The sequence below is a fragment of the Flavobacterium sp. SORGH_AS_0622 genome (assembly GCF_030818825.1).
In the GTDB taxonomy this organism is placed as follows: Bacteria; Bacteroidota; Bacteroidia; order Flavobacteriales; family Flavobacteriaceae; genus Flavobacterium.
Genome location: NZ_JAUTAX010000001.1, coordinates 4,999,062 through 5,023,814 on the forward strand (window position 1 = coordinate 4,999,062; position 24,753 = coordinate 5,023,814).

At 34.7% G+C, this 24,753-nt stretch carries 20 protein-coding genes and 1 pseudogene; 7 read left to right on the forward strand and 14 right to left on the reverse strand.

Annotation, left to right across the window (positions count from 1 at the left end; all coding sequences use genetic code 11):
* Nucleotides 1–15 precede the first annotated feature (15 nt).
* Entirely contained in the window at nt 16–558 is a 543-nt protein-coding gene (locus QE431_RS21450; RefSeq protein WP_134138717.1) for a hypothetical protein, read from the forward strand.
* A 101-nt stretch (nt 559–659) separates the two neighbouring features.
* Here the strand turns inward: QE431_RS21450 and QE431_RS21455 are convergent, their stop codons facing one another.
* Nucleotides 660–2,018, reverse strand: a complete 1,359-nt coding sequence (locus QE431_RS21455) for a rhodanese-related sulfurtransferase (RefSeq protein WP_307300122.1) — start codon at nt 2,016–2,018, stop codon at nt 660–662.
* 370 nt (nt 2,019–2,388) lie between these two features.
* Here QE431_RS21455 and QE431_RS21460 point away from each other — a divergent pair, with 370 nt between their 5' ends.
* The 3 genes from QE431_RS21460 to QE431_RS21470 are packed head-to-tail and all read left to right on the forward strand — an operon-like array spanning nt 2,389 to nt 7,955.
* Nucleotides 2,389–3,444, forward strand: coding sequence for an efflux RND transporter periplasmic adaptor subunit (locus QE431_RS21460; protein ID WP_166669255.1), 1,056 nt, complete (start codon nt 2,389–2,391; stop codon nt 3,442–3,444).
* A gap of 3 nt (nt 3,445–3,447) precedes the next feature.
* Nucleotides 3,448–6,594, forward strand: a complete 3,147-nt coding sequence (locus QE431_RS21465; protein WP_307300126.1) for an efflux RND transporter permease subunit — start codon at nt 3,448–3,450, stop codon at nt 6,592–6,594.
* Nucleotides 6,591–7,955, forward strand: a complete 1,365-nt coding sequence (locus QE431_RS21470; protein ID WP_134138722.1) for an efflux transporter outer membrane subunit — start codon at nt 6,591–6,593, stop codon at nt 7,953–7,955. Before QE431_RS21465 ends, QE431_RS21470 begins: the two co-directional genes overlap by 4 nt.
* Nucleotides 7,956–9,239: 1,284 nt before the next feature.
* Here QE431_RS21470 and QE431_RS21475 read toward each other — a convergent pair.
* From QE431_RS21475 to QE431_RS21505, 7 genes are all read right to left on the reverse strand, one after another.
* Complete coding sequence (locus QE431_RS21475) at nt 9,240–9,650, reverse strand: BrxA/BrxB family bacilliredoxin (protein ID WP_057115385.1); 411 nt, start codon at nt 9,648–9,650, stop codon at nt 9,240–9,242.
* Between the two features lie 131 nt (nt 9,651–9,781).
* Complete coding sequence (locus QE431_RS21480) at nt 9,782–10,213, reverse strand: helix-turn-helix transcriptional regulator (protein ID WP_134138724.1); 432 nt, start codon at nt 10,211–10,213, stop codon at nt 9,782–9,784.
* 243 nt (nt 10,214–10,456) lie between these two features.
* Complete coding sequence (locus QE431_RS21485; RefSeq protein WP_307300135.1) at nt 10,457–11,620, reverse strand: lycopene cyclase family protein; 1,164 nt, start codon at nt 11,618–11,620, stop codon at nt 10,457–10,459.
* An 18-nt stretch (nt 11,621–11,638) separates the two neighbouring features.
* Nucleotides 11,639–12,103 (reverse strand): thioredoxin family protein, encoded by a 465-nt coding sequence (locus QE431_RS21490; protein WP_307300138.1) that lies wholly within the window; start codon nt 12,101–12,103, stop codon nt 11,639–11,641.
* Nucleotides 12,104–12,236: 133 nt separating this feature from the next.
* Complete coding sequence (locus tag QE431_RS21495) at nt 12,237–14,489, reverse strand: TonB-dependent receptor (protein ID WP_307300140.1); 2,253 nt, start codon at nt 14,487–14,489, stop codon at nt 12,237–12,239.
* 303 nt (nt 14,490–14,792) lie between these two features.
* Nucleotides 14,793–15,698 (reverse strand): NAD(P)/FAD-dependent oxidoreductase, encoded by a 906-nt coding sequence (locus QE431_RS21500; RefSeq protein WP_307300142.1) that lies wholly within the window; start codon nt 15,696–15,698, stop codon nt 14,793–14,795.
* 10 nt (nt 15,699–15,708) lie between these two features.
* Nucleotides 15,709–16,062 (reverse strand): MerC domain-containing protein, encoded by a 354-nt coding sequence (locus tag QE431_RS21505; RefSeq protein WP_307300145.1) that lies wholly within the window; start codon nt 16,060–16,062, stop codon nt 15,709–15,711.
* A gap of 94 nt (nt 16,063–16,156) precedes the next feature.
* Here QE431_RS21505 and QE431_RS21510 point away from each other — a divergent pair, with 94 nt between their 5' ends.
* The 3 genes from QE431_RS21510 to QE431_RS21520 all read left to right on the forward strand — a co-directional run bounded on the left by QE431_RS21510 (nt 16,157) and on the right by QE431_RS21520 (nt 19,249).
* Complete coding sequence (locus QE431_RS21510) at nt 16,157–16,549, forward strand: Fur family transcriptional regulator (protein WP_134138732.1); 393 nt, start codon at nt 16,157–16,159, stop codon at nt 16,547–16,549.
* A gap of 74 nt (nt 16,550–16,623) precedes the next feature.
* Complete coding sequence (locus QE431_RS21515) at nt 16,624–18,492, forward strand: Nramp family divalent metal transporter (protein ID WP_307300148.1); 1,869 nt, start codon at nt 16,624–16,626, stop codon at nt 18,490–18,492.
* 103 nt (nt 18,493–18,595) lie between these two features.
* Nucleotides 18,596–19,249 (forward strand): metal-dependent transcriptional regulator, encoded by a 654-nt coding sequence (locus QE431_RS21520; protein ID WP_307300150.1) that lies wholly within the window; start codon nt 18,596–18,598, stop codon nt 19,247–19,249.
* 66 nt (nt 19,250–19,315) lie between these two features.
* On the opposite strand, the gene QE431_RS21525 is transcribed toward QE431_RS21520, so the two are convergent.
* The 6 genes and pseudogenes from QE431_RS21525 to QE431_RS21550 all read right to left on the reverse strand — a co-directional run bounded on the left by QE431_RS21525 (nt 19,316) and on the right by QE431_RS21550 (nt 24,748).
* Entirely contained in the window at nt 19,316–20,557 is a 1,242-nt protein-coding gene (locus tag QE431_RS21525) for a hypothetical protein (protein WP_307300152.1), read from the reverse strand.
* Between the two features lie 219 nt (nt 20,558–20,776).
* Nucleotides 20,777–21,178, reverse strand: coding sequence for a hypothetical protein (locus QE431_RS21530; RefSeq protein ID WP_307300154.1), 402 nt, complete (start codon nt 21,176–21,178; stop codon nt 20,777–20,779).
* Between the two features lie 102 nt (nt 21,179–21,280).
* Complete coding sequence (locus tag QE431_RS21535; RefSeq protein WP_307300156.1) at nt 21,281–22,063, reverse strand: enoyl-CoA hydratase/isomerase family protein; 783 nt, start codon at nt 22,061–22,063, stop codon at nt 21,281–21,283.
* A 10-nt stretch (nt 22,064–22,073) separates the two neighbouring features.
* A complete protein-coding gene (locus QE431_RS21540; protein WP_134139637.1) occupies nt 22,074–23,489 on the reverse strand; it encodes an ATP-binding protein in 1,416 nt (471 codons plus the stop codon).
* 139 nt (nt 23,490–23,628) lie between these two features.
* A pseudogene (locus QE431_RS21545) lies at nt 23,629–24,178 on the reverse strand (CopD family protein).
* The gene (locus QE431_RS21550; RefSeq protein ID WP_307300158.1) at nt 24,179–24,748 is read right to left on the reverse strand and encodes a hypothetical protein; all 570 of its coding nucleotides are present in this window, start codon (nt 24,746–24,748) and stop codon (nt 24,179–24,181) included. It lies immediately after the preceding pseudogene.
* Nucleotides 24,749–24,753: the final 5 nt, after the last annotated feature.

Consider the following 24,753-nt stretch of genomic DNA (forward strand, 5'->3'; position numbering starts at 1 on the left):
CAAACAAAATTAAAAATGAAAAAGATCTTAAACAATTCAATTATAGCATTCGTATTAATCGCTGCAAGTATAGTTTCCACTTCTTGTACAAACCCTTCGCCAGAAAAAACTTTTGAAATAGCAGCTTTAAATACAAATTTGCTTTCTCGATTTGGCAGTAAGGACATCAACTATAAACTAGAATCTGAGCCTCAGATTTATGATGAAACTCAAAAGAAAATGATTCCTTCTTCTTATTACGATTATTTTAAATTTGACATCGCTAACTTAGAAACTCAATTTAAAAAAATTAAGGAGATAAATGAAGATGATGACAATAGAGAACTTCTTCAGGCATCAAAAGACTTGTTTACCTATGCGATTGCTAAAGAAAAAGAAGGTTATTTGCCAATTGCTAAAATGAAAGATGAAAAAGCTTCGCCAGAACAGATCGAAAAAGCAATAGCCGATTTTGACGCCTCAACTCTAAATGAAATTGACGCTAAGTTTACAAGATTGATGAATGCTGCCAAAGCCTATGCTGAAAAACATAATATCGATGCTAAAATTGGTGTTTAAATATTACACCTTGATTTTTAACTCTCAATAAAAAAGTAAAACCCTATTTTGTATGAACAAAGTAGGGTTTATTTTTATTTTTAAAAATGCTTTGTAAATCGCTAATTTAAAATCTTATATAATTTATCTGATAAACGAATACGGAATCGAACTTCAAAAGTAACTTTATCCCCAATTTTAGCAGTTTGAGTTTCTGCACCGTTTACAATTAGTTTTTCTAAAGTCATTTCCTGATTTCCAGTTGTTGGACCAGAAATTAAGATTTTATCGCCAGCGTTTAATTCTTGATTTTCGATAGCAAATTGAGCCACTTGAGCTTTTACATAATAATGTTCTGCTTTTCCAAGAAGTACTTTTTTTACTTTTACTTTCTGACGAATATCCGCTTGTTTTTGGGCAGTTGCCAAAGCAGTTTCTGGCAATTCGCCTGAATGTTTAAATTTTAGATTCTCTGATTTTCCTTTTCTAAACACTTTGTTTCCAACTTGTTTTCCCGTTCTCAAACGAACTTGGTCCACCAAAGGCATATGAATGATTTCTAAACATTCTGTAGAACAGCAGTTTTCCATTGCAGCTTTACATTCATCACATTGAATAAACAACAAATGACATCCGTCGTTTTCGCAATTCGTGTGATTGTCGCAAGGTTTTCCGCATTGGTGACATTGTGAGATAATATCATCTGTAATTCTTTCGCCAAGACGATTATCAAATACGAAGTTTTTACCAATGAATTTACTTTCTAAACCTTCTTCTTTCAATTGTTTAGCGTAATTAATAATGCCGCCTTCTAATTGAAATACATTTTTAAAACCTTGGTGTTTGAAATAAGCACTTGCTTTTTCGCAGCGAATTCCGCCCGTACAATACATTACCAGATTTTTATCTTCTTTATGGTCTTGAAGCTGTTCGTTGATGATAGGCAAACTTTCTCTAAATGTTTCAACATCTGGAGTAATAGCGTTTTTAAAATGTCCTACTTCACTTTCGTAATGATTTCTAAAATCAACTACAATTGTATTCGGATCATCAAGAATTTCGTTGAATTCTTTGGCTTTCAGGTGAACGCCAATATTGGTTACATCAAAAGTTTCATCGTTCAAACCGTCAGCAACGATTTTATGACGCACTTTAATAGTTAATTTCAAAAAGGAATGATCATCATGTTCTACGGCTTCATTCAAACGAATGCCTTTCATGAAATCATAAACTTCAAGAGTTGCTCTAAAAGCTTCCAAATTTTCTTCAGGAATACTCATTTGAGCATTTATTCCTTCATGGGCAACATAAATTCGGCCTAAAGCATCAAGCTTATTCCAGGCTAAAAATAAATCATCGCGAAATTTTTTGGGATCTTCAATTTTGGCATACGCATAGAAAGACAACGTTAGTCGTTGTTTACCCGCATCATCGATCATGATGGCTCTTTCTTCTGCGCTCAAAGTGTTGTACAGTTGCATGCTATAAACAGTTTTAAGTTAAGAATATAAAGTTGAATTCTATTTTTCTGAGTGAATTCGGGCGCAAAGGTAGGTTTTTCTTTTCAATTTTAAAAATGATAAAAATCATGGAATATAAACAATATATGAAGTATAAGATAATTTAATTTAGTTGAAAACGTCAGTATTTTTAATTAGCAACAAAATTGCATTAATAAAAAACAAACACTGTTTATCAGTGCATTACATTTAATTCACTATATTTATATAGTCAATTTTAACATTTATGCTTATGAATGCTTTAAAACTACCCAAACCGCTCTTCCCCATTTTTTTATTTTTAACAATCTTTTGCTCTTGCAAAAAAGAACAACCGAAAGCTCCGCCTCCCATGCAGGCTCCGTTTGTAACGGTCAAGAGTGAAGATGTGCCCATTTATAAAGATTTTGCCGGGCAGACTTTTGGAGATTTAGACATTGAATTAATCGCAAGAGTTGACGGAATTCTAACTGGAATTCACTTTAAAGAAGGACAACGGGTTAAAAAAGGACAACTCCTCTACACCATAGATCCGCTGGAATATGATACAAAAGTAGAACAAGTCCGCGGACAAGTTGCGGCATCACAAAGTGCACTAGCCAACGCTGACGAAGAATTAAAACGAATTCGACCGCTCGCTGAAATGAATGCCGTGAGTAAACGCGAATTGGATGCGGCTGTAGCTAAAGAAAAAGCGGCACGTTCTAATTATTCGAGCATGCTGGCAAGTTTAAAAAACCAGCAGATTGAGCGAAGCTACGCTAATATAAAATCTCCCATTGACGGTGTGATCGGGCTTTCGAACGCTAGATTAGGTGATTATATTACCAAAGTCGGTAATGCCTCAAAACTCAATACTGTTTCAAAATTAGAAAAAGTAAGAGTACAATTCACTGTGAGTGAATCTGATTATTTAAGATATCAAAAGCAGGTCAAAGCCGGAGAACGTATTACGGACCTACAACTCATACTTTCTGACGGAAGCACCCATCCGTACAAAGGAAGCTTGAACTTCTCAGACACTAAAATCGATCCCACTACAGGAACCGTAACTATAGAAGCCCAATTTCCAAATCCAGACGGTACTTTACGTTCTGGTCAATTTGCAAAAGTTCGTGTCTTACTCAGAACACAAAAAGATGCCATTGTCGTGCCACAAAAAGCGGTTACCGAAATTCAAGGGCTTTTTCAGGTTTCCGTTATTGATAACAAAAACACCATTCAAACCAGAATGGTCGAAGTGGGTCAGAAAATTGGTGTCGATTGGATTATTACCAAAGGTTTAAAAGCCAACGAAAAAGTTGCCATTATTGGCAATCAGTTTATTCAGCCTGGATCGACAGTTGTTCCAGTTCCCTATGTCGCAGATAAAGATAAAAAGCAGATTGCATCATCTCTAAACGACTAGGCTATGGATAATTTCTTTGTAAGACGACCAATCGTTGCCATCGTACTTTCGATATTTATTGTTCTTATCGGAGGACTTTCGATCTTGTCAACGCCAATTGCGCAATATCCCGAAATCGCACCGCCATTAGTACAGGTTTCTACCAGTTATCGAGGTGCAAATGCCTTGAATGTTGAACAAGCCGTTGCAACGCCCATAGAACAAAAAGTAAATGGAGTCGAAAATATGCTTTACATGCAGTCGACTAATACTGGTGACGGAAGTATGACGCTATCCATCACTTTTGATATGGGTACAGATCTGGACAACGCGACGATGTTAACCCAAAACAGAGTTGCCGAAGCCACCAATAAACTCCCAAACGATGTAAAGACAACTGGAGTTACGACCAAAAAATCGTTATCAATGCCCATGTTGATTTTATCCTTGTATTCTCCCAACAAAACTTTCGACAATAACTTTTTGACCAATTACGCGAGCATCAATCTTGTAGACGCACTCGCCCGTATCAAAGGTGTGGGAGAAGTTACCCTTTACGGAGGAAGTAATTATGCAATGCGAATTTGGGTCAAGCCCGATATAATGGCAAAGTACAACTTAACAGTTCCAGATATTATAAAATCAATTCAGGAACAAAACGCCATTGCCCCAGGAGGAAAATTTGGCGCTCCGCCAGCAACAGATAATAACGAATTCACCTACAATGTCATGCTTAAAGATCGTCTGGTGAATCCAGAAGATTTCGAAAACATCATTTTAAAATCAAACATTAGCAATCAACAAGTCCGACTTAAAGATATTGGAACTGTAACTTTAGGAACAGAAAGTTATGCCTCAGTCGCAAAATTAAATGGAAATCCCGCAGGAACTATCGGAATAAAACAAATGCCGGGTTCAAACGCTCTTGAAGTTGCCGAAAATGTAAAAAACACTATCGAACAATTAAGCAAAAGATTTCCTCAAGATTTAAAATATGCTGTTTCATTAGACACGACTTTGGCCATTTCTGAAGGAATTAACGAAATCATGCACACTTTAGTTGAAGCCATTATTCTGGTAATCATTGTGGTTTTTATCTTTCTCCAAAACTGGCGCGCGACTTTAATTCCGCTTTTAACTGTTCCTGTTTCATTAGTCGGAGTTTTTATGCTTTTCCCATTGCTCGGATTTTCGATAAATGTACTTTCCCTTTTAGGATTAGTACTTGCCATCGGAATTGTAGTCGATGATGCTATTGTGGTTGTAGAAGCTGTAATGCATCACATCGAACAAGGAATGTCACCCAGAGAAGCTACAAATCAAGCCATGCGCGAAGTTTCAGGTCCTGTAATTGCCATTGCTATTGTTTTAACTGCAGTATTTATTCCAGTTGCTTTGACACCAGGAATTACGGGAAGATTGTATCAGCAGTTTGCCATTACGATTGCTATTTCTGTGATTTTCTCTGCTTTAAGTGCATTAACCTTAAGTCCGGCTTTATGTTCACTTTTATTAAAACCCAATCAGGAAGCAAAAGGCTTGCTCGGGAAATTCTTTAAATGGTTTAATGTAAAGTTTGGCGCTTTTACCAATAGATACACTGGCTTCTCAGGTTTTTTAATTAAAAAAACAGCCCGAAGTTTAATTTTTATCGGAATTGTCGTTGGAGTTATTATTCTATTGGGAGCAAAAATTCCAGGCGGTTTTGTTCCTGAAGAAGATCAAGGTTACATGTTTGTCAATATTGAACTTCCCGGCGCTTCTTCGCTAGAAAGAACCAGCAAAGTCATCGAAAAAGTAGAACATATTTTATCTAAAAATCAAGGTGTTGAATATTACACTTCTGTTGCTGGTTTTAGTTTAATCAAAAACTCAGTAGCAACAAATAACGGATTTTTCTTTGTGGCTTTGAAAGAATGGAAAGAACGGGAACAAGATGTTTTCCAGATTTTAAAAGAAGTAAACGGAAAAGTTGTTTTTGGAATTCCCGAAGCTACTGTTTTTGCTTTTGGGCCTCCGCCGATTACTGGAATTGGAAATGCAGCTGGATTCTCGATGATGCTTCAGGACAAAGAAGGGAATACGCCCCAGTATCTTTTCCAGAATGCACAGCAATTTATGGCCGAAGCTAAAAAACGACCCGAAATTGGAACGATCCGAACGACCTTTAATCCGAATGTGCCGCAGATTAGTCTCGATATCGACAGAGAAAAAGTATCAGAACTAAATCTTTCTTTATCCGATGTCAATCTAGCGATTGGCGCCAGCTTGGGAGGACAATACATCAACGAATTCAATAAATTCGGACGACAGTATATTGTTTTGCTTCAGGCAGATCCAAGTTTTACCGTTAATCCTGAGGACATTAATAAAATCTTTGTCCGAAGCCGTGATAATAAAATGATTCCGATTTCGAGTATTGCGACTATTAGAAAAGAAAGTGGTCCTGAATTTACGACTCGTTTTAATTTATATCGTGCTGCCGAAATTGGCGGAACACCCGCACCAGGATTTACTTCGGCAGAAGCCATGACTGCTTTACAAGAAACTGCCGCGAAAGTACTCCCTGCAGGAATGGGTTATGAGTGGGCGAATATGAGTTATCAGGAAAAACAAGCCGAAGGAAAAGGGAACACTGTTTTTATCATGGCACTATTTTTCGTGTTTTTGATTCTTGCTGCGCAGTACGAAAGCTGGAAACTGCCTTTCAGCGTTTTACTCGGAACACCTTTTGCCGTTTTCGGTGCTTTTCTTGGCTTATATCTCTGCCGATTATTAAGTCCAGATTATGTGAATAATGTTTTTGCACAAATTGGACTGGTAATGCTGATTGGGCTCGCGGCGAAAAATGCCATTCTAATCGTAGAGTTTGCCAAAGAAGAATATGAAAAAGGAATGCCCGCTAAAGAAGCTGCCCTCTATGCCGCTAAATTACGTTTCCGACCAATTTTAATGACGGCTTTTGCTTTCATTTTAGGCGTTGTTCCGTTGTTAACGGCGAGCGGCGCTGGAGCACAAGCCAGAAAAGTAATGGGAATGACGGTTTTTAGCGGAATGCTTGTTGCTACTATTTTAGGCGTATGTCTGATTCCAGTGTTATTTGTATTTATTGAAACATTCGGAAAGAAAAAATCTGAGGAAATCGATGAACCTAAAGAGGAAGAAAAATGAAAAATCTAAAAATACTTTTAGCGTTATTTTTGATGGCTGTTTTTCCTTATGGATGTATGGTTGGACCAAAATATGTCAAACCCGAACAGCCTCAGGCAGATTCTTTCCGTTATGGGGATCAAAGCAGAGATACGACAAACTCTGTAAAAACTATAAAATGGTCATCGATATTTAACGATGATGTCTTAATTGGCCTGATCGAAAAAGGAATTCAAAACAATTACGATCTCAAAATTGCACTGGCACGTATAGAACAAGCAAGAGCCAATCTCGGAATCGCTAAAGCAGATTTATATCCTTCTTTTCAATATTCTGGTCAAGTGAATAGTGCCGAAACTATTATGCAGCCATCATCTGCATTGGCCAATATGTCTTGGGAATTGGACTTTTGGGGAAAATACCGTCATCAGAATAAAGCTTTGCAAAATGAACTTTTAGCCACTGATGAAGCCCGAAAAGTAATTCTCTCTGATATTGTGAGCAACATTGCCATTTCTTATTTTGAACTCCGTGATTATGACAATCAGTTGGAAATCACCATTCATACTTTAGAAACGAGACAAAAAGCATATGACATTATCAACGAACGTTTTATAAGCGGTTACGTTGCAGAATTAGACAAAGTACAAATTGAACAGCAGGTTGCCATTGCCGAAGCCAATATTCCCGCAATCAAACGACAAATTACAGCTTTGGAAAATTCAATTTCGATTTTGGTCGGACAAGTTCCGCAGCCAATTCCGCGTGGAAAAACAAATAGCGAATTATTGATTTTAACCAATTTTCCAACTTCTGTTCCATCAGCTTTGTTAGAAAATCGACCAGATGTGAAACGTCAGGAATATTTATATAAAGCCGCTTATGAAAGAATCGGCGTTGCGCAGGCAATGCGCTACCCGTCATTCAACATTGCCGCAGTTGCAGGTTTTACCAGTATTGCGGTTGGAGATTTATTTAATGATGGTTCTTATTTCCAGAATGCGGGCGCTGGAGTTACAGGTCCCATTTTCAACTTCGGAAAAAACAAACGTCGTGTAGATGTTAATCGACAAATTGCGGAAGAAGTAAAATTCAATTTCCAAAAAACCTATTTAACCGCTATCTCGGAAGTAGAAAATTCTCTTCAAAATGTGGAAATGTACAAAGAAGAATGGACAGCAAGAAACAGACAGGTCGTAGCAGCACAAAAAAACTATGATCTTTCAAACGCCAGATATTATAATGGCTATGTTTCGTATTTAGAAGTTCTAGATGCACAACGATCGCTGTTTGAAGCACAATTAAGTCTCTCTCAATTAACCCAAAAACAATTAAGCTCTATGGTTCAATTGTATAAGGCATTGGGCGGAGGGTGGAATTAGTTTTTTTTAAGTTGCTAAGGTTCTGATGCTGAGGTTCTAAGTTTTTTTTATATCAGGTTATCATTCCGTAGGAATATTTCGTTTGTAGAAAAAACAATAACGATCGCCCGTATGTACGTTCGACAGGAAGGTTTGTGTTATTGGATTATAAAAAATCAAAATCAAACGTTCCTACGGAGCGTAAAAATGATAACAATATATATTTTTGCTACCGATGAAATGTTCCTACGGAACAAGAAAAGCCATATATAATAAAAAAAAGAGAAGTTTAGATTTTGAAATGAGTTATCATTCCGACGGAATGTTTCATTGGTAGAAAAACAACGAACGCACGTATATACGTTCCGTAGGAACGTTTGGTGTTATTACATTATCAAAAATGAGGCAAATCAAACGTTCCTACGGAACGTAAAAATGATAACAATATATATTTTTGCTACCGATGAGATGTTCCTACGGAACAAGAAAAGCCATATATAATAAAAAAAGAGCAGTTTAAATTTTGAAACCAGTTATCATTCCGTAGGAATGTTTCATTGGTAGAAAAACAACGAACGCACGTATATACGTTCCGCAGGAACGTTTGGTGTTATTACATTATCAAAAATGAGGCAAATCAAACGTTCCTACGGAGCGTAAAAATGATAACAATATATATTTTTGCTACCGATGAAATGTTCCTACGGAACAAGAAAAGCCATATATAATAAAAAAAGAGCAGTTTAAATTTTGAAACCAGTTATCATTCCGTAGGAATGTTTCATTGGTAGAAAAACAACGAACGCACGTATATACGTTCCGTAGGAACGTTTGGTGTTATTACATTATCAAAAATGAGGCAAATCAAACGTTCCTACAGAACGTAAAAATGATAACAATATAATTTTTTGCTACCGATGAGATGTTCCTACGGAACAAGAAAAGCCATATATAATAAAAAAAAGAGAAGTTTAAATTTTGAAATGAGTTATCATTCCGTAGGAATGTTTCATTGGTAGAAAAAAAATAACGATCGACCGAGTTTACGTTCCAGAGGAACGTCTGGTATGGTTGGATTATAAAAATAACATCGATCAAATGTTCCGCTGGAACGTAAAATAATGATAACAATACAATTTTGCTGCCAATGAGATGTTCCAACGGAACAGGGAAAAATATTATATAACAAAAAGAGGGCTGTTTCAAATTGAAACAGCCCTCTTTTAAATCTTTGTACCTCTTTACCTTTGCTGCTTTGAACCTAAAATCTTAGATCCTCAGCAACTCAGAACCTTAGTTCCTTAATTAGCAAAACTCATTAAAAGCATCCTGCAAATTCTCAGCGATTAATTCAGCTGGACGACCTTCGATGTGGTGACGCTCTAACATGTGAACTAATTCTCCGTTTTTGAACAAAGCCATAGATGGCGATGATGGAGGAAAAGGAAACATATGTTGTCTTGCAGCATCAACAGCTTCTTTGTCAACACCAGCAAAAACTGTAATAAGGTGATCTGGTTTTTTAGCTCCTTCTAAACTCATTTTTGCTCCCGGACGTGCATTTCTTGCAGCGCACCCGCAAACAGAGTTTACAACAACTAAAGTGGTACCCTCAGCTTTGATAGCGTTATCTACAGCTTCAGCACTATGTAAATCTTGAAAACCAGCAGCTGTTAATTCAGCTTCCATAGGTTTTACCATTTCTTGTGGATACATATTCTTGTCTTTTAAATTTTACTTTTGAGTTGCAAAGTTACAAAGTTTACTCGCAACTACTTAATTTGAAGTATAAAGTTTTGTTATAGTTCGATATTAATTTTTTAGGCATATTCCGAGCCTTCCACAAGTCAAAGCACCGTTTCTTTTATCTTTTTAGCAGGAAATTGATAATTATACTGTTTTAAGTGACTATTTCCTCTTCTTACCTTATTCGTTGTTGTTAATACTGTTGACTTTTTTTCTTCCGAAATTTCAATGGTAGAAAGATAACTTGTTAAGTACTTTTTGAGCAGTTGTATATTTTCGACTTCTATAGAGTAAATTGTTTTTTTACCGACATTTTTTATATCAACTAGACTTGCTTTTTTTAATTCTAACAAATGCTTAGAAATTGTCGATTGTGCCAGCGGAATTAATTCAACAATCTCACCACAAGTTCTATAGTTTCTTTTCCATAAAAGTGTCATAATCTGAATTCTCGTTGGATGTCCAAGTGCTTTGCAAATTCTTCCTACCTCTTCTGTCTCTATATCAAATTTTAAGCGTTTTGTAATTCCCATTTGCCATTAATTCATTATCGTAAATAACCGATTATATTAGGCAAATCTAAATGTTGCAGATTTTCGTTACCGCCTCAAAAAATTATTAAAATGAAAGAATAAGACATTTTTTCGGCTGTTAAATCTGATTAGTAAAATAAGCTATGTGGTTAAGATCGCACGCAGATTTTGCAGATTTAAGCAGATAAGTGCAGATTTATTTAAGATTTGAGATAAATACAATGAATCTGCATGAAACAAAAACTAACTGAATATTACTCGAAACAACGCTTTAACAAAGGGCAATTTTGGACATTTTGAGATCACTTGGAGATCTTCCAGCAGACTTGTTTCTTCATCTAGAAATTTAAAGATCAAAACAGGATTTCCTTTTTTGAATAAGGAAGAAAAAATAGAACTTCCCAATTCATTATGACGATGCAGAATATCTAAAAGCAACAAATCATAAAACCAAAATCGGTTTTTTTTGTGAAAAGAATTCATTTTAGGTGAAGAATCAGCTTGAAGAAAACTCACTAATTCTGAAGATTTTTTATCTGAATTTTTAAACGTATAACCCGTACTTGCTTTTGTCCATCCGCCAGCAGTACCAATATTTAAAACGCGTTTGGTGTTTTTTTTCCAAAACGGATAACACGTCATTGGAATACTTCCCTGCTCCTTTTCGAGAACTTTATATTGATCAGCACCTAAATTCTTTAAGTAACTTTGGATTTCATTTTCGTATTCTTCTTTCGAAAGAAGATTTTCAGAAAACAAGGTGTATTCAACTAAAGCTTCTGTTTTAGAAGTAGGCAAAACGTACATAAATCTTGTATTTCCTTTTTGTTCTACCGAAAAATCCATGAAAGTTACTTCTTCAGGATTAAAGATTTCTCTTTCTGTTTTTACAAACCAACCCACAAAATGCTGCTGTAAAACCGGATATTTGGTTTGACTTTCGGCGAAAGCCTTTGTATAAATGCTATTAAATAAGTAATTGGTTGTATATCGATTTTCTTCTGTACCAACATAAACATGAGTTTCAAGTTCGTTGATATCGGTTACTTTTTCATTCAAAAAAGTAATATTGGAATGTTTTGAAATGGATTCAAAAACAAAATTATAAAAGTCAATTCCCCGAATTTGATTGTATTGATAAGGCTTCAACGCTAAATCGCGTTTAAAATTTTCATCAGCAAATAAAGCCAAATCCCATTTTTTAGAAATAACAGAATTCCAAACATTTTCGTTTTTATCCCAAAAACACCAGGTTCTGTCGTTTGCTTTTTTTGAATCCTGATCTAAAAGTAAAATAGATTTATCGGTAAATTTTCCAGACATAACCATTTTGTAAACCGTCATCAAAGATGCAAGTCCAGTCCCGGTAAAAATATAATCGAAGTGTTTGATTTGCGAAGAATTCATTCTCAAAAATAAGAAATTTTATTCTTTCAGTTTTTCTAAAAGAAGTTTAAAATCTTTCGGACTTAAATAGCTGTTGTATTGCAGTGTAATTTCATTTTTCTCATTCAAAACACACAAAACCGGATATACAATTTGATTGTTCATTGTTCCGAGTTGTAAAGCCAGTTCATGAACGCCAACATTATTTCCGGAAGGTTTGTATTTAAAAGTGTGATTATTAAAAGTAATATCTCGTTTTTCGGCAGCATTGAAATCAATAAAATAAAAATCTGAGTTTAGTTTTTGAATGATTTCTTGATTTTTGAAAGTCGTTGCTTTCATTCTCTGGCAAAACTGGCACCAATCGGTATGAATGAAAACGATAATTTTTCTTTTTTGAATTTGCTGCAAACTATCTACTTCTTCAAAAGTCCTGCTCTTTAGTTGGCAGAATCCTGTTGAAGTTATTCCGATGCAGAAAATTAAGAGAAATAGCTTTTTCATTTGTGTTTTCAGTTTTTGCCACGAATTAGCACGAATTGAATAGTAAATCTTCATCTAAAAATTAGCGGAAATTCGTGAAATTCGTGGCAAAAGAAAAATCCTTATAATTATTTTAATCTTTGCCCTCATAAATTTACCTCAAACTATATCGCAATCCAATAAACCCGCGAATAGTCTGGTTTTGCCCATAAACATAAGTCGTATCAAACGTCAGTCCGTATGGATTATCTGGCGTAACCATTACTTTTCCAGCCGAATCGTATTGTACATTTTTATCAAAAGGATCATTTGTTCTCGAAATCAAAAACGGATTATTTTGCTTTGGAGTAAAGTTCAGCAAATTTTTGATTCCACCATAAACTTCAAAATTCTTCCAACCTGTATACGTAAACTGAATATTCTGAATGCTGTACCAAGGTGAATTCGGATTTCTTGGATCATATTCGTTCAACAATGGCAGTTTCATCGGACTGTAAACATTTCCGGTATAATCCAACAGTAAATTCCAAGGTTGTATTTTGTATGAAACACTCCAGGTTCCCGTAAATTTTTCGGTTAGAAAAGGTCGTTCTGAAATTCCATCTTGAACATTTTTATTATCTAAAACTGTTGCACCCAGAATAAACTTTAATCCGTTTGTGAAATTTAAGTCGACATTCGTGCTGATTCCCTGACTTATAGCATAACCATCGATATTATCATAAATGATTTTATTAGGATCTGTTTCGTAATCTGAAATGATTTTATTGCTGAATCTCGTATAAAAAGCCGTCGTTTCAATTCCCATAAAAGTTCCATTTTCGAAATTGATTTTTTGAATATAATTTAGATTGACGTTTACCGATTTCTCTGGTTTTAAATCATTTTGAATCACAACATCTCGCGAACCTGTCAGCGCGGCGTGATCTTCAGTAAATAAATTCACAACCCTAAATCCAGTTCCGGCGTTTAATCTGAAAATCGTATTTTCATTTGATTTGAAACGATAAGCAATTCTCGGCGTAAAAATCGAACCGTGAATCGAGTTATAATCGTAGCGCGCGCCAAGCAAAACCTGACTTTTAGGCGAAAATGTAATTTCGTCCTGAACAAAAATCCCTGGAAGCCAAGTACTTTCGGCTTCTTTTGTTGCGGTTGTATTATCATCATAATAAGAATATCGATTCGCGATTCCGACAAGGAAATCATTTCGACCGATTTTTTTATCCCAGGTCAATTGCAGAAAACCAATTTTTTGATTGGCTATATAAGATGTCGTTCCGTAACGGCTGTCTTGGTAATGAACATTTCCAGAGAACGAAAGCATCAATTTTTCTTCAAATGGTAATTGATACGTTCCAATTAATTCGGCTCTTTTGGTGTAAATACTTTCTCCGTAAATTTCATTGCCACCACGGTATTTTTTCTCCCAACGCACATCTCCACCCCAGCGGTCTTCGTACATTCCGCGGGCAGCAATCGTAAAAAGGCGCTTATGATTTCGCTGAAAACTCCATTTATTAAAAATCGAAATTCTTTCAGAAAGTGTCACATCAGTAAAATTGTCGTTGTCTTTATCAATAACCTGATCGTAATTAAAGTAATTAATTCCCAAAAGAGTTGTTGATTTTTTCGTCGGATTAAATTTCATTCCCAAATCGAGATTGCTTTCAAAATAAGAAGTAGTAAAATAATCGGCAGAAAATACTGGAGCATTTGTTGGGTTCTTTGTGATAATATTGATCAGGCCACCAACCGCTTCACTTCCATAAAGAGAAGAAGCGGGACCTTTTACGATTTCGATTCTTTCTACCAAAGAATTCGGAATTCCAGATAAACCGTAAACTGTCGAAAGACTGCTTACAATTGGCATTCCGTCAATCAAAACCAAAGTATACGGACCTTCCAAACCATTTATATGAATATCTCCAGTGTTACAAACTCCGCAATTGAGCTGTGGCCGAACGCCATTTATATTTTGAAGCGCATCGTAAATACTCGCTGTTGGATTTTTTTTGAAGAAAGTAGGCGAGTAAACCTCAACGGGAACGGCACTTTCTAATCGTTTTACAGCTTTTAAAGTTCCCGAAACAACAACTTCATTTAATTCGTTTTGGTCTTCATTTAATTCGAAATCAAGATTTAAGTTTTGATTTTCAATTATAGAAATCTTTTGAGTTATAGTTTTAAATCCACTCGAGGTTACTGCAATTTTATAAGAACCGGTCGGAACATTTTCTAATTTGTAAAAGCCAAGTGAATCTATCTGCGTTTTAAAATTTGTATTTACGAGTATCACATTAATTTCCTGAATCGTCGGAACATCTGTAATTACTTTTCCCGATATATTTTGTGAATAAAGGTTTTTAGTTGAAATTATTAATATTGCCAAAAATAAATATTTCATTGTTATAAAATTAAATTTAGACAAAACTAAAAATTAAATTTGACAAATAATTATTCTAATGAATAAATTTTTAAACTGATTTAATTCAATATGTTAGATTTATTTAAAAACATAGAAATATGAATTTAAAAGATTGAATAGCGTCCAGCTTTAGCTAGATAGGCGAAAAACTAAAAGTGCTTTCGCCAAACCTAATTCGGCTAAAGTCCTTTTCAATCCAATCTTCTTCCCCTAGCTGAAACTAGGGGCTATTCAAAAAGTCAAGCAAACCCGACAGGTTTTCAAAACCTGTCGGGTTTAGAATTAAAAATCCTCATCAATTAGATCTTTATTAATCACTGCTCCTGCAAAAGATCCTGTAGAAACTGCAATTGCAACCGAGCGCATTTGTGTTGTACAATCGCCGCTTGCATAAACTCCAGGAATATTTGTTTTTTGCATAACATCTACTTTTAATAATCCTTGTTCGTTTATCTCACAACCTAAATCTTTAGGCAAATGACAATGCTGTTCAAAAGGCGGTCTTGCATAAATGGCTTTTACGGCAACTTTTTCCTGATTTTTGAAGATGATGTTCTCGATATATCCCTTTGTATGTTCGAAAGAATCTATTTCTTGCTCGAAAATCTGAACATTGTGCTGCTGTAATATTTGAGTTTGTTCGAAAGTCAGAGTCGATTTTCCATTGGTACATAATCTCAAATCTTTTGTCCAATTCGAAATCAATTTTGCAAAATCAAATGCTATTTCACCGTTTGCAATTATGGCTGTTTTTTCATTCTTCACTTCGTAGCCATGACAATACGGACAATGCAAAACGGAAATTCCCCAGCACTCTGCAAAACCATTAATCTTTGGAATTAAATCTTTAACACCAGTTGCGAATAAAACTTTTCTGGATGTGAAAATTTCACCTGATTCTGTTGAGATTTCAAAACCAGCTTCACTTTTGATTGCTTTTGTCGCAAGACCATTATAAAAATGAACTGTTTTATAAAGTTCAACTTGTAATTTGGCTTTCGCCGAAATAACTGCGGGCTTCTCCCCGTCTTGTGTAATAAAATTATGCGAATGAGGCGTTTGTCTGTTACAAGGCAGACCGCTGTCAATTACTAAAACCTGGCGAAGAGAACGTCCTAAGCTCATGGCAGCAGATAAGCCGCTGTAGCTTCCGCCAATGATAATCACCTCAAAAGTCTTCTGTTCCATAATTATAATTTTAATGATTTTGTTTTCTGTGTAATTTATAATTAATCAAATGCCCGATAATCATACCGATTCCTCCAAAATAAATGAGATCCAGATGAATTTCTAAAAAGAGTTCACTCAAAATACTAATCCAAATTAAGCTCATAGAAACAATCAAAATTGACGAAACTAAAAGACTTGATTTTTTCGTAATTTTGAGAATTGCAAATAAACCGATAGAAGCAAATACTAAATCGATAAATGGATTATGACTTAAGCCTAATGGCAAAATTGTTAGAAGAGGAAAAATCAAACAATGAACCAGGCAGATAGTCGCACTTGAAATTCCTAAAATATCGTAAAAGGGTGAGGTAGTTTTCTTCATTTCTTGTAATTTTGCTTAATGCAATTTTGTTGCAAATATACAATTTTAATTCAATTGCAACATTGTTGCGTTTAATTTTTTAATTCATTACAAAATGAAAACTACACGTAATACCACAGCAAAATCAGCTGTATTAGAGGTTTTTGAGAAATCAAAAACGGCATTATCTCATGCCGAAATTCAAAAACAATTGAATGATGTGTGTGATCGAGTTACTATTTACAGGATTTTAGACCGCTTGGTAAACGATGATATTGTTCATAAAATTTCGAATCTTGATGGAACTGTAAAATATGCAAAATGCAATCATTCACACCAGCGTGTACACATTCATAATCATGCTCATTTTAGCTGTGAGAACTGTCATGAAATAACTTGTTTGGAGAATGTGAAGCCGAGTTATATAATGCCGCATAATTACAAAGTCAACGAGATCAATTTCACCTTATCAGGATTATGTCCAAAATGTTTAAATTCTAACATTTAACATTTAGACTCGTCTAAAAATATTGTTTCGCGAATGTAATTTTTCTATATATTTGTGAAAACAATACTTTTACAATGACTAAATCTTTAGAAGAAGTAAACGAATCGGTTGCTACACAACATAAAAAAACTGGTTTCAGGAAAATATTAGCTTTTTTGGGCCCAGCCTATTTAGTTAGCGTTGGTTATATGGATCCGGGGAACTGGGCTACAGACATTGCCGGCGGAAGCCAGTTTGGTTATACTTTGGTATGGGTTTTATTAATGAGTAACTTAATGGCTTTGCTTTTGCAAAGTTTAAGTGCGCGTCTGGGCATTGTAACGCAACGCGATTTGGCTCAGGCTTCGAGAGAAACTTATTCCAAATACATCAACTACATTTTATATTTTCTGGCCGAAATTGCTATTGCTGCCTGCGATTTGGCAGAGGTTCTCGGAATGGCAATCGGAATTAATCTTCTTTTTGGAATTCCGTTGCTGGAAGCAGTTTTAATTACCGTTCTAGACACCTTTTTACTACTTTTCCTGATCAATAAAGGAATTCGCAAGATGGAAGCTTTCATTATAGCTTTGGTAGCGATAATTGGATTTTCTTTTATTTTCGAAATGATTTTTGCAGAACCAGAAATGGGTAAAGTATTGCAGGGTCTTATTCCTTCAATTCCAAATTCGGCTGCTTTATATATTGCCATCGGGATAATTGGAGCGACTGTAATGCCGCACAATCTGTATCTGCACTCTTCTTTGGTGCAAACCAGAAAATTTGATCGCACTCCAGCGGGAATCAAACAGGCTTTAAAATACAATTTAATAGATTCTACGATCGCTTTAAACCTTGCCTTTTTTGTAAATGCCGCAATCTTGATTCTAGCTGCCGCAACTTTTCATAGAAACGGAATGTTTGAAGTTGCCGAAATTCAAGATGCGCATCAATTTCTTGAACCTTTGCTCGGAACCAAATGGGCGCCAATTTTATTTGCAGTTGCACTTATTGCTGCAGGACAAAGTTCTACAGTAACAGGAACTCTTGCCGGGCAAATTGTAATGGAAGGTTATCTGCATTTCAGAATTCAACCGTGGGTTCGTCGTATTATTACCCGTTTAATTGCTATTATTCCTGCTGTAATCGTAATTCTAATTTATGGCGAAAGCGTAACTGGAAAACTATTAATTTTAAGTCAGGTTATTCTAAGTCTGCAATTGGGATTTGCAATTATTCCGTTAATCCATTTTGTGAGTGACAAATCGAAAATGAATGGTTTTCATATATCCAAACTTACTCAAGTGGTTTCTTGGATTATTGCGACTATAATTGTCTCTTTAAACGCAAAATTGGTTTATGACGAAATCACGTCGTGGCTTGCAAGTTCAAATCATCCAATAATTCTTTGGCTTACTGTAGTTCCGTTAGCCTTCGCTTTTTCAGCTTTATTATTATATATCATTTTCAAACCTTTTATTGCCAAAGCAAAAAACAAAACAGTAAATCATTCTCCTCATAATCTCAAACTGCATTTTTCTCCAAGAGAAAGTCAAAATATTAAACACATAGCTGTTTCTGTAGATTTTTCTCATGCAGATGAAGCCGCATTAAACAAAGCCTTCGAATTGGGCGGCATTGACACCGAATATACCCTCATTCACATTGTAGAAACAGTTGGCGCATTAATGTACGGCGTTCACGTTCACGATCATGAGACAACAATTGATGAGAAATTATTACTAGAATATCAGGAAATGCTTTCGCAGAAGGGTTTCAAGATCAAAACTGAACTTGGTTTTGGAAAACCAAACAAAGTAATTCCGAAAATTATAAACGAAGGAAATTTCGATATTCTCGTTATGGGAACCCACGGCCACACCGGATTAAAAGATATTCTTTTTGGCACAACGGTAGATAAATTGAGACATAAAATTTCAATACCTTTGTTGATTGTTAAATGAAGTGGCTAAGATGCTAAGGTTCTAAGATACTAAGGTTTTTTACTAAAGCCTCAAAAGAAAACTTAGAATCTCAGCATCTTAGGACCTTAGAACCTAAAGAAGAATGACCTTTTCAGAAGAAAATTACCTTAAATCTATCTATCACCTTACGGCTGCTTTGGAAACTGAAGTGAGCACAAATGCCATTGCGGAAATAATGGAAACCAAAGCTTCTTCGGTTACGGATATGCTTAAAAAACTAGCTGATAAAGATTTAGTAAATTATAAAAAATACCAAGGTGTATCTTTGACAGAAAATGGGAAACTGGCCGCTAAAATGATTGTGAGAAAACATCGTTTATGGGAAGTGTTTTTAGTTGAAAAACTAAACTTCAGCTGGGATGAGGTTCACGACATTGCGGAACAGTTAGAACACATCAAATCTGAGCAGTTAATTAACCGTTTAGATGACTTTTTGGGAAATCCTACAGAAGACCCTCACGGCGATCCGATTCCAGACGCAAACGGCCGAATTATTAAAATTGAGAAACATTTACTTTCTGAATTATCAGAAAATCAAATCGGTGTTTGTGTGGGCGTAAAAGATACTTCTTCTGAGTTCCTGAAATATCTAGACAAACAAGAAATTGCTTTGGGCTCTAAAATTGAATTTCTGTCGAAAGAATCTTTCGATTTATCGGTAAAAATTAATGTTGACGGCAGAGAATTATCTATTTCAAATAAAATTGCATCTAATTTGTTTGTGAAGCTGATTTAGAAATTATTAACCTAAAAAAACATCCGCTAAGTGCATTGCATTTAGCGGATGTTTTATCTACAATAGTTAATTTGGATAATCAACAACAACCCAAGGAATATCGAATCTTCCTTCAAATCGATATACTGAAACCTCATCACCAACTTGAACATTATTATATAAATTACTTTCAACTGTAATTTTTTTAGCCTCTGTGTTTTTCCCCCATGGAGATAGATTTAAATCATAAAATGTACCTTTACGTCCTCCGCTTATAGTTTTACTAAGAACCTCTGAAGCAAAGATTTCTGGCTTTGAATTATCAAATACGCAATTTGTCACCACAACTGTGCTATATCCATAAATAAATCCAAAAAGAAGATAACTTATTATTTCAAAATAGTCTTTAGCTTTTTTGATAGTCTTTTTTTTGCTTACTACTATTGTAAAAGCGACAAAAATCAGAGAGATTAATATTGCAGGCAGCCATATGTGAGAATAGTCATCTATCGAAAAATCTATAATGCCTCTTAAAAAAAGTATAATGCCGGGAAACATTAGAGGAAATACTGCTGTTGGATATACACTCTCTTTTTCAGCATCAACTTTAATTAAACCTTTCGAAAGTTTTACTGTTAAAAGACCAATTAAAGGCAGACAAACACAAGCAATTACTAAATATTTATAAGGCCTTGGATAAAAAAACAACCAGGCAATAACAACAGCTGTTACACCATTTAATAGTTTGGCAAATAATTGTGCTTTTTTTAATTTATCTTCCCGTTCTTCAATTGTAAATCCAAAATTAGTATTTTTTAAAATTTCATTTTTTTCTTGCCTGATCTTCTCTTCAATTACTTTTATCTTTTCAGCATTTAGATCTGCGACTTTAAAACTTAACTGAGATCTTATTTCGTCAAATTTTTCAAATAAATTACTAACAACAATCGCTTTTTCCCCTTTGGTTTTGGATTCGACGCCTAAAAATTTCTGTAAATTAAGTTTTGGATTGGTGCTTACCTCAAAACCTTTTATATCCTTAAACTTTAGTTCTTTTTTTTTAAACACGCCTATGAGCTGAAAACTATCTTGTGTAATTACAATTCTTGTTTTATATGTTTTAAAAATTAAAAATACCATACACGGTACTACAAAAAGAAATAGTACTGCCAACAAATTATTCACTAATGGTTCCTCATTGTTTTGAAAGGGCGCTAATTCTGCGGGAAGAAGTAATATTATTCCAAATATTCCATAAAACAAAGAAGTGAATGAGCAAATACTATAAATAATTATCCTCCATGTCTTAGATATTCTATACGTTTTCATTTTAAGCTAATTTTTTTTTACTATAAAGTGTAAAAGTATTATGGTCCTTTAAGAGAAACATACAGAAAAAGACTTAAAAGCAACACTATAAGACAAAAGAACAAAATTTTATTAAGCTTAAATTTATTGACTATTTAATACTATTAAATAAAGCCAAAAAAACCCGTAAAAACCAAAATAGGTTTTACGGGTTTAACTTTTCTTAACTCAAAAAAATCTTCAAACAATCCCCTTCTCAATCATTTCTAACATAACTGGAGAAGCATTTTTAAATGTTGGAGGTTGTTCGATAATACTTCCCGCGTTTTTCTTGTTTACTTTAAAAGTTACATCACTATCTGTGGTAAATAAAAGCGCTGTTAAAAACGGCTTTTTAATATAAGAACCTAAAATCAAAAGTGCATCATCTAAAGTATGAATGCTCTCAACTTCTTCAGTTTTATAACGAGAAGTCAATGATATTGAAAAGGTATTATCTTCATTTAAAACCAAACGAAAATAGATATTCTTAAGTTCGGTATCGCCTATTGTTTTGGCCAAAGTCAATTTTGCGAAAGTTCCAGCTTGAATACTTTCTTTAACACGCTCACAGAATAGAGCGAATATAGGTTCATACGACATTGTAATGTGTTTAAAATTTAACCGCAAAGAGCACAAAGAAAAAAATTTAAACAAAGCTTTGCGAACCTTTGCGTAAATCTTAGCGAACTTTGCGGTAAAAAACTATTTTCCTGTAAATTCAGATTTACGTTTTTCTAAGAAAGCTGTTGTTCCTTCTTTAAAATCCTGAGTTCCGAAACATTTTCCGAACGATTTTATTTCAGTATCAAATCCGTTTTTACCGTCTTCAAAGTTGGCATTGATGGCTTTTATCGCTTTACTAATTGCAAACGGAGCATTTTTAATGATTTTATGAGCAATTACATTTGTAAATGATAGTAGTTCTGCCTGAGGCACAACATGATTTACTAAACCGTATTGTTTGGCTTCTTCTGCAGAAATCATAGCAGCAGTCATGATCATTTCCATTGCACGTCCTTTACCCACTAATTGAGGTAAACGCTGTGTTCCTCCATAACCTGGAATTAATCCTAAAGTTACTTCTGGTAATCCCATTTTTGCATTGTCTGAAGCCACTCTAAAATGACAAGCCATTGCCAGTTCTAATCCACCGCCTAAAGCAAAACCGTTAACGGCTGCAATAACTGGTTTCTTTAGATTTTCAATAAAATCAAATAAAGATTCCTGACCTTCAGCTGCCAATTGTGCACCTTCGACAATGGTATAATTAGCAAATTCAGAAATATCGGCTCCGGCTACAAAGGCTTTTTCACCGCTTCCAGTTAAGACAATTACACGAACATCGTCATTTTTACTTAATAATTTAACTGCCTTGCTCAAATCACTGATCGTTGCTTTGTTTAAAGCATTCAGTTTTGTTGGTCTGTTAATTGTGATCGTTGCTATTTTTTCTTCGATAGAAATTAAGATATTTTCGTAGTCCATGACGGTTAGTTTAAGAGTTAGTAATGGGCAAAGAAACTCTAAATGTGGTTCCTTTTCCGTAAGTTGACTCAAAGGTAATTGTTCCTTTGTAATTTTCGATAATGTTTTTGATAATTCCAAGTCCAAGTCCCATACCGCTGGTTTTGGTCGTAAATTTTGGCTCGAAGATTCGGCCGATATCTTGTTTCTGAATACCGATTCCGTTGTCTTTTACAGCAATTTCAACATTATTATTGCGTCTTTTTACTGTAACGACAATCGATTTTTGAAACTGACTTTCGGGAATGGCCTGTGTTGCGTTTTTAACCAAATTGGTAATCACACGGATCAACTGCGTACGATCCATTTTTGAGATGATCTCTTCTTCGTCTTTTTCAAAAACAATATAATCTTCGTTGAAAATATCGAGAGCTAATTCAACAACTTCAACAACATTCAACGTTTCATTTTGCTGCGCCGGCATCGAAGCAAAGTTAGAAAATGCCGAAGCCACCGCCGTCATCGTATCAATCTGCTGAATCAAGGTTTCGGAGTAATCGTTCATCTTCTGCTTCACATCAGGATCATTTGGATCAAATTTTCTCTGAAAACTCTGAACCGTCAATCGCATAGGCGTAAGCGGATTCTTGATTTCGTGCGCGACTTGTTTCGCCATTTCGCGCCAAGCTTCTTCACGTTCACTTTGGGCAAGTTTGATGGCACTCGTTTCGAGTTTGTCAACCATTCCATTATACGCTTTAATCAAGAAGTTGACCTCTTTACTATTCGCTTCTAATACAATTTTTTCATTTTTCTGATCTAAATTGGTTTCTTCCAATCTGTCGGAAATGGTTTTTAGCGATTTTGTGATGTAGGTCGAAAGGAAATATGCCAATGCAAAAGCCACAATCAGCATAAAAGAATAAACCTGGCTTAAGCGGATTAAAAAGGTATTCAGCTCATTATCGTAATAGCCGTCGTCTTCTAAATAGGGAAGGTTTAAAATTCCGAGTGGTTTAAATTTTTCGTCTTTTATTAAACTGTATGATGATCTGTTTTTAACTCCGTCAATGGTTTTAATGTCAACAAAACGCTTTTCAATAGAAGAACGAACTAATTTCAGAATATATTCGGGAATTGGCGGTGCAATTTTATCAACAGCAAAAGATTCTTTTGAAGATTTTAAAAGTTTCCCGTCAAGACTGTAAATGTTGATTTCGATTTTGTGAATCTGCGCTAATTCGTGGATTTTATCTTTGAAAATTAAATCGAGATTTTGGGTTTTAAGCGGATAAGTTGTAGTAGACAGAACATAATTGATATGTTCTTTTACAGCATTTTCTTTCCGTTCTAAACGTTCTTGATGATATTCTTTCGCTTCAGTTTTAAACTGAATAATCGAAATCGAAGCCAATAAAAAAGATGCCACAACAATCAATACAATCATCGACAAGAAAATCCTGGTACGAAGGGAAAGCATTGACATTTTGAAGTTCTGCATGTTTTTTAATTATAAATTGTGAATTGTAAATTATGAATTATTCGGTCTGCATTATAATTTACCATTAACAATTCACAATTTACCATTATTTCTTTTCTCTAATTCTTTTATAGAAACGGAATCCCAGCATTATTAAAACCGAGAATAAAATAATTCCGATTACGCCGAAAATCCAGTTGATGGCACTTTTTAAAACTACTAAAAAAACGACGGCAAATAAAATAATCGTTGCGCCTTCATTCCACAAACGCATGAAGTTGTTGGTATATTTTACCTCATCGTTTTGTAATTGTTTAAAAATTTGATGGCATTTTCCGTGATATAAATACAAAAGGGAAAACGAAGCATAATTTTACGTGCATCCACGGCATTTTCATCCATACATGACCTGCATCTGTAAAAAACAGCATCCAAAAAGCAAAAATACTCGCCAAAACCGCCGACGGCCATGTAATAATGTACCACAAACGGTAGGCCATAATTTTGTATTGCGCCTGTAAAATTTCTTTTTCTGGAGATGGCTTTTCATTTGCTTCAATTTGATAAACAAACAAACGAACGATATAAAACAAACCTGCAAACCAAGTGATTACAAATATAAGATGCAGTGATTTTAAATAGTTATAATATTCCATTTATTCCTTAAATGTAGATTTTTTAAAAAGATCAATCATTTCTTTACCGTAATCTTCATTTTCATATACTATTGAAGCGATAAAGATTTTGCCATTAAAAGTCCTTGAAAAAATAACTGCTGTTGCAAGAGTTTTTCCTTTTTCAGTTATTGAAATCTTAGCTTTTCTAAATTCTAAACCCGAAATGTTCTCAGAAGTTACTTTGTAATCTCCCATTTGACCTTGCGGATAAACTTGACCAATATTTTTCAAAAAAAGAAAATCTTTTAATCTCATCTTTAGATCAGTTGAGCGAACATCTCCTGAATAATTTTCGTAGTTTGCTGCAAAATAATTGGCCTTATCTCTTTTAAAAGCAACTATAGAATATTCTTTATTGATTAAAGTTGTATCTCCTTTAATTTCTCCATTTTCTTTTTGATTTACTTTTTCATAATCGTCTGGAATAGTAATCTGCCAGTTGAATGTTTTATCAGAAAAAGTATTGTTTTCAAAAGTGTCTCTTTTTTTGCATCCAACAAGAATTGCTAGAGAGAAAAATAAAATCGAAAAATATTTTAATTTATTCATATGTC

Excerpts from the sequence above, each read along its gene's own strand:
- QE431_RS21470 (WP_134138722.1), top strand. The coding sequence starts at position 6,591 with ATGAAAAATCTAAAAATACTTTTAGCGTTATTTTTGATGGCTGTTTTT.
- QE431_RS21530 (WP_307300154.1), bottom strand. The coding sequence starts at position 21,178 with ATGTCGTATGAACCTATATTCGCTCTATTCTGTGAGCGTGTTAAAGAA.
- QE431_RS21510 (WP_134138732.1), top strand. The coding sequence starts at position 16,157 with ATGAAAACTACACGTAATACCACAGCAAAATCAGCTGTATTAGAGGTT.
- QE431_RS21515 (WP_307300148.1), top strand. The coding sequence starts at position 16,624 with ATGACTAAATCTTTAGAAGAAGTAAACGAATCGGTTGCTACACAACAT.
- QE431_RS21495 (WP_307300140.1), bottom strand. The coding sequence starts at position 14,489 with ATGAAATATTTATTTTTGGCAATATTAATAATTTCAACTAAAAACCTT.
- QE431_RS21505 (WP_307300145.1), bottom strand. The coding sequence starts at position 16,062 with ATGAAGAAAACTACCTCACCCTTTTACGATATTTTAGGAATTTCAAGT.
- QE431_RS21485 (WP_307300135.1), bottom strand. The coding sequence starts at position 11,620 with ATGAATTCTTCGCAAATCAAACACTTCGATTATATTTTTACCGGGACT.
- QE431_RS21490 (WP_307300138.1), bottom strand. The coding sequence starts at position 12,103 with ATGAAAAAGCTATTTCTCTTAATTTTCTGCATCGGAATAACTTCAACA.
- QE431_RS21480 (WP_134138724.1), bottom strand. The coding sequence starts at position 10,213 with ATGGGAATTACAAAACGCTTAAAATTTGATATAGAGACAGAAGAGGTA.
- QE431_RS21540 (WP_134139637.1), bottom strand. The coding sequence starts at position 23,489 with ATGATTGTATTGATTGTTGTGGCATCTTTTTTATTGGCTTCGATTTCG.
- QE431_RS21550 (WP_307300158.1), bottom strand. The coding sequence starts at position 24,748 with ATGAATAAATTAAAATATTTTTCGATTTTATTTTTCTCTCTAGCAATT.
- QE431_RS21455 (WP_307300122.1), bottom strand. The coding sequence starts at position 2,018 with ATGCAACTGTACAACACTTTGAGCGCAGAAGAAAGAGCCATCATGATC.
- QE431_RS21525 (WP_307300152.1), bottom strand. The coding sequence starts at position 20,557 with ATGAAAACGTATAGAATATCTAAGACATGGAGGATAATTATTTATAGT.
- QE431_RS21465 (WP_307300126.1), top strand. The coding sequence starts at position 3,448 with ATGGATAATTTCTTTGTAAGACGACCAATCGTTGCCATCGTACTTTCG.
- QE431_RS21460 (WP_166669255.1), top strand. The coding sequence starts at position 2,389 with ATGCAGGCTCCGTTTGTAACGGTCAAGAGTGAAGATGTGCCCATTTAT.
- QE431_RS21475 (WP_057115385.1), bottom strand. The coding sequence starts at position 9,650 with ATGTATCCACAAGAAATGGTAAAACCTATGGAAGCTGAATTAACAGCT.
- QE431_RS21500 (WP_307300142.1), bottom strand. The coding sequence starts at position 15,698 with ATGGAACAGAAGACTTTTGAGGTGATTATCATTGGCGGAAGCTACAGC.
- QE431_RS21450 (WP_134138717.1), top strand. The coding sequence starts at position 16 with ATGAAAAAGATCTTAAACAATTCAATTATAGCATTCGTATTAATCGCT.
- QE431_RS21520 (WP_307300150.1), top strand. The coding sequence starts at position 18,596 with ATGACCTTTTCAGAAGAAAATTACCTTAAATCTATCTATCACCTTACG.
- QE431_RS21535 (WP_307300156.1), bottom strand. The coding sequence starts at position 22,063 with ATGGACTACGAAAATATCTTAATTTCTATCGAAGAAAAAATAGCAACG.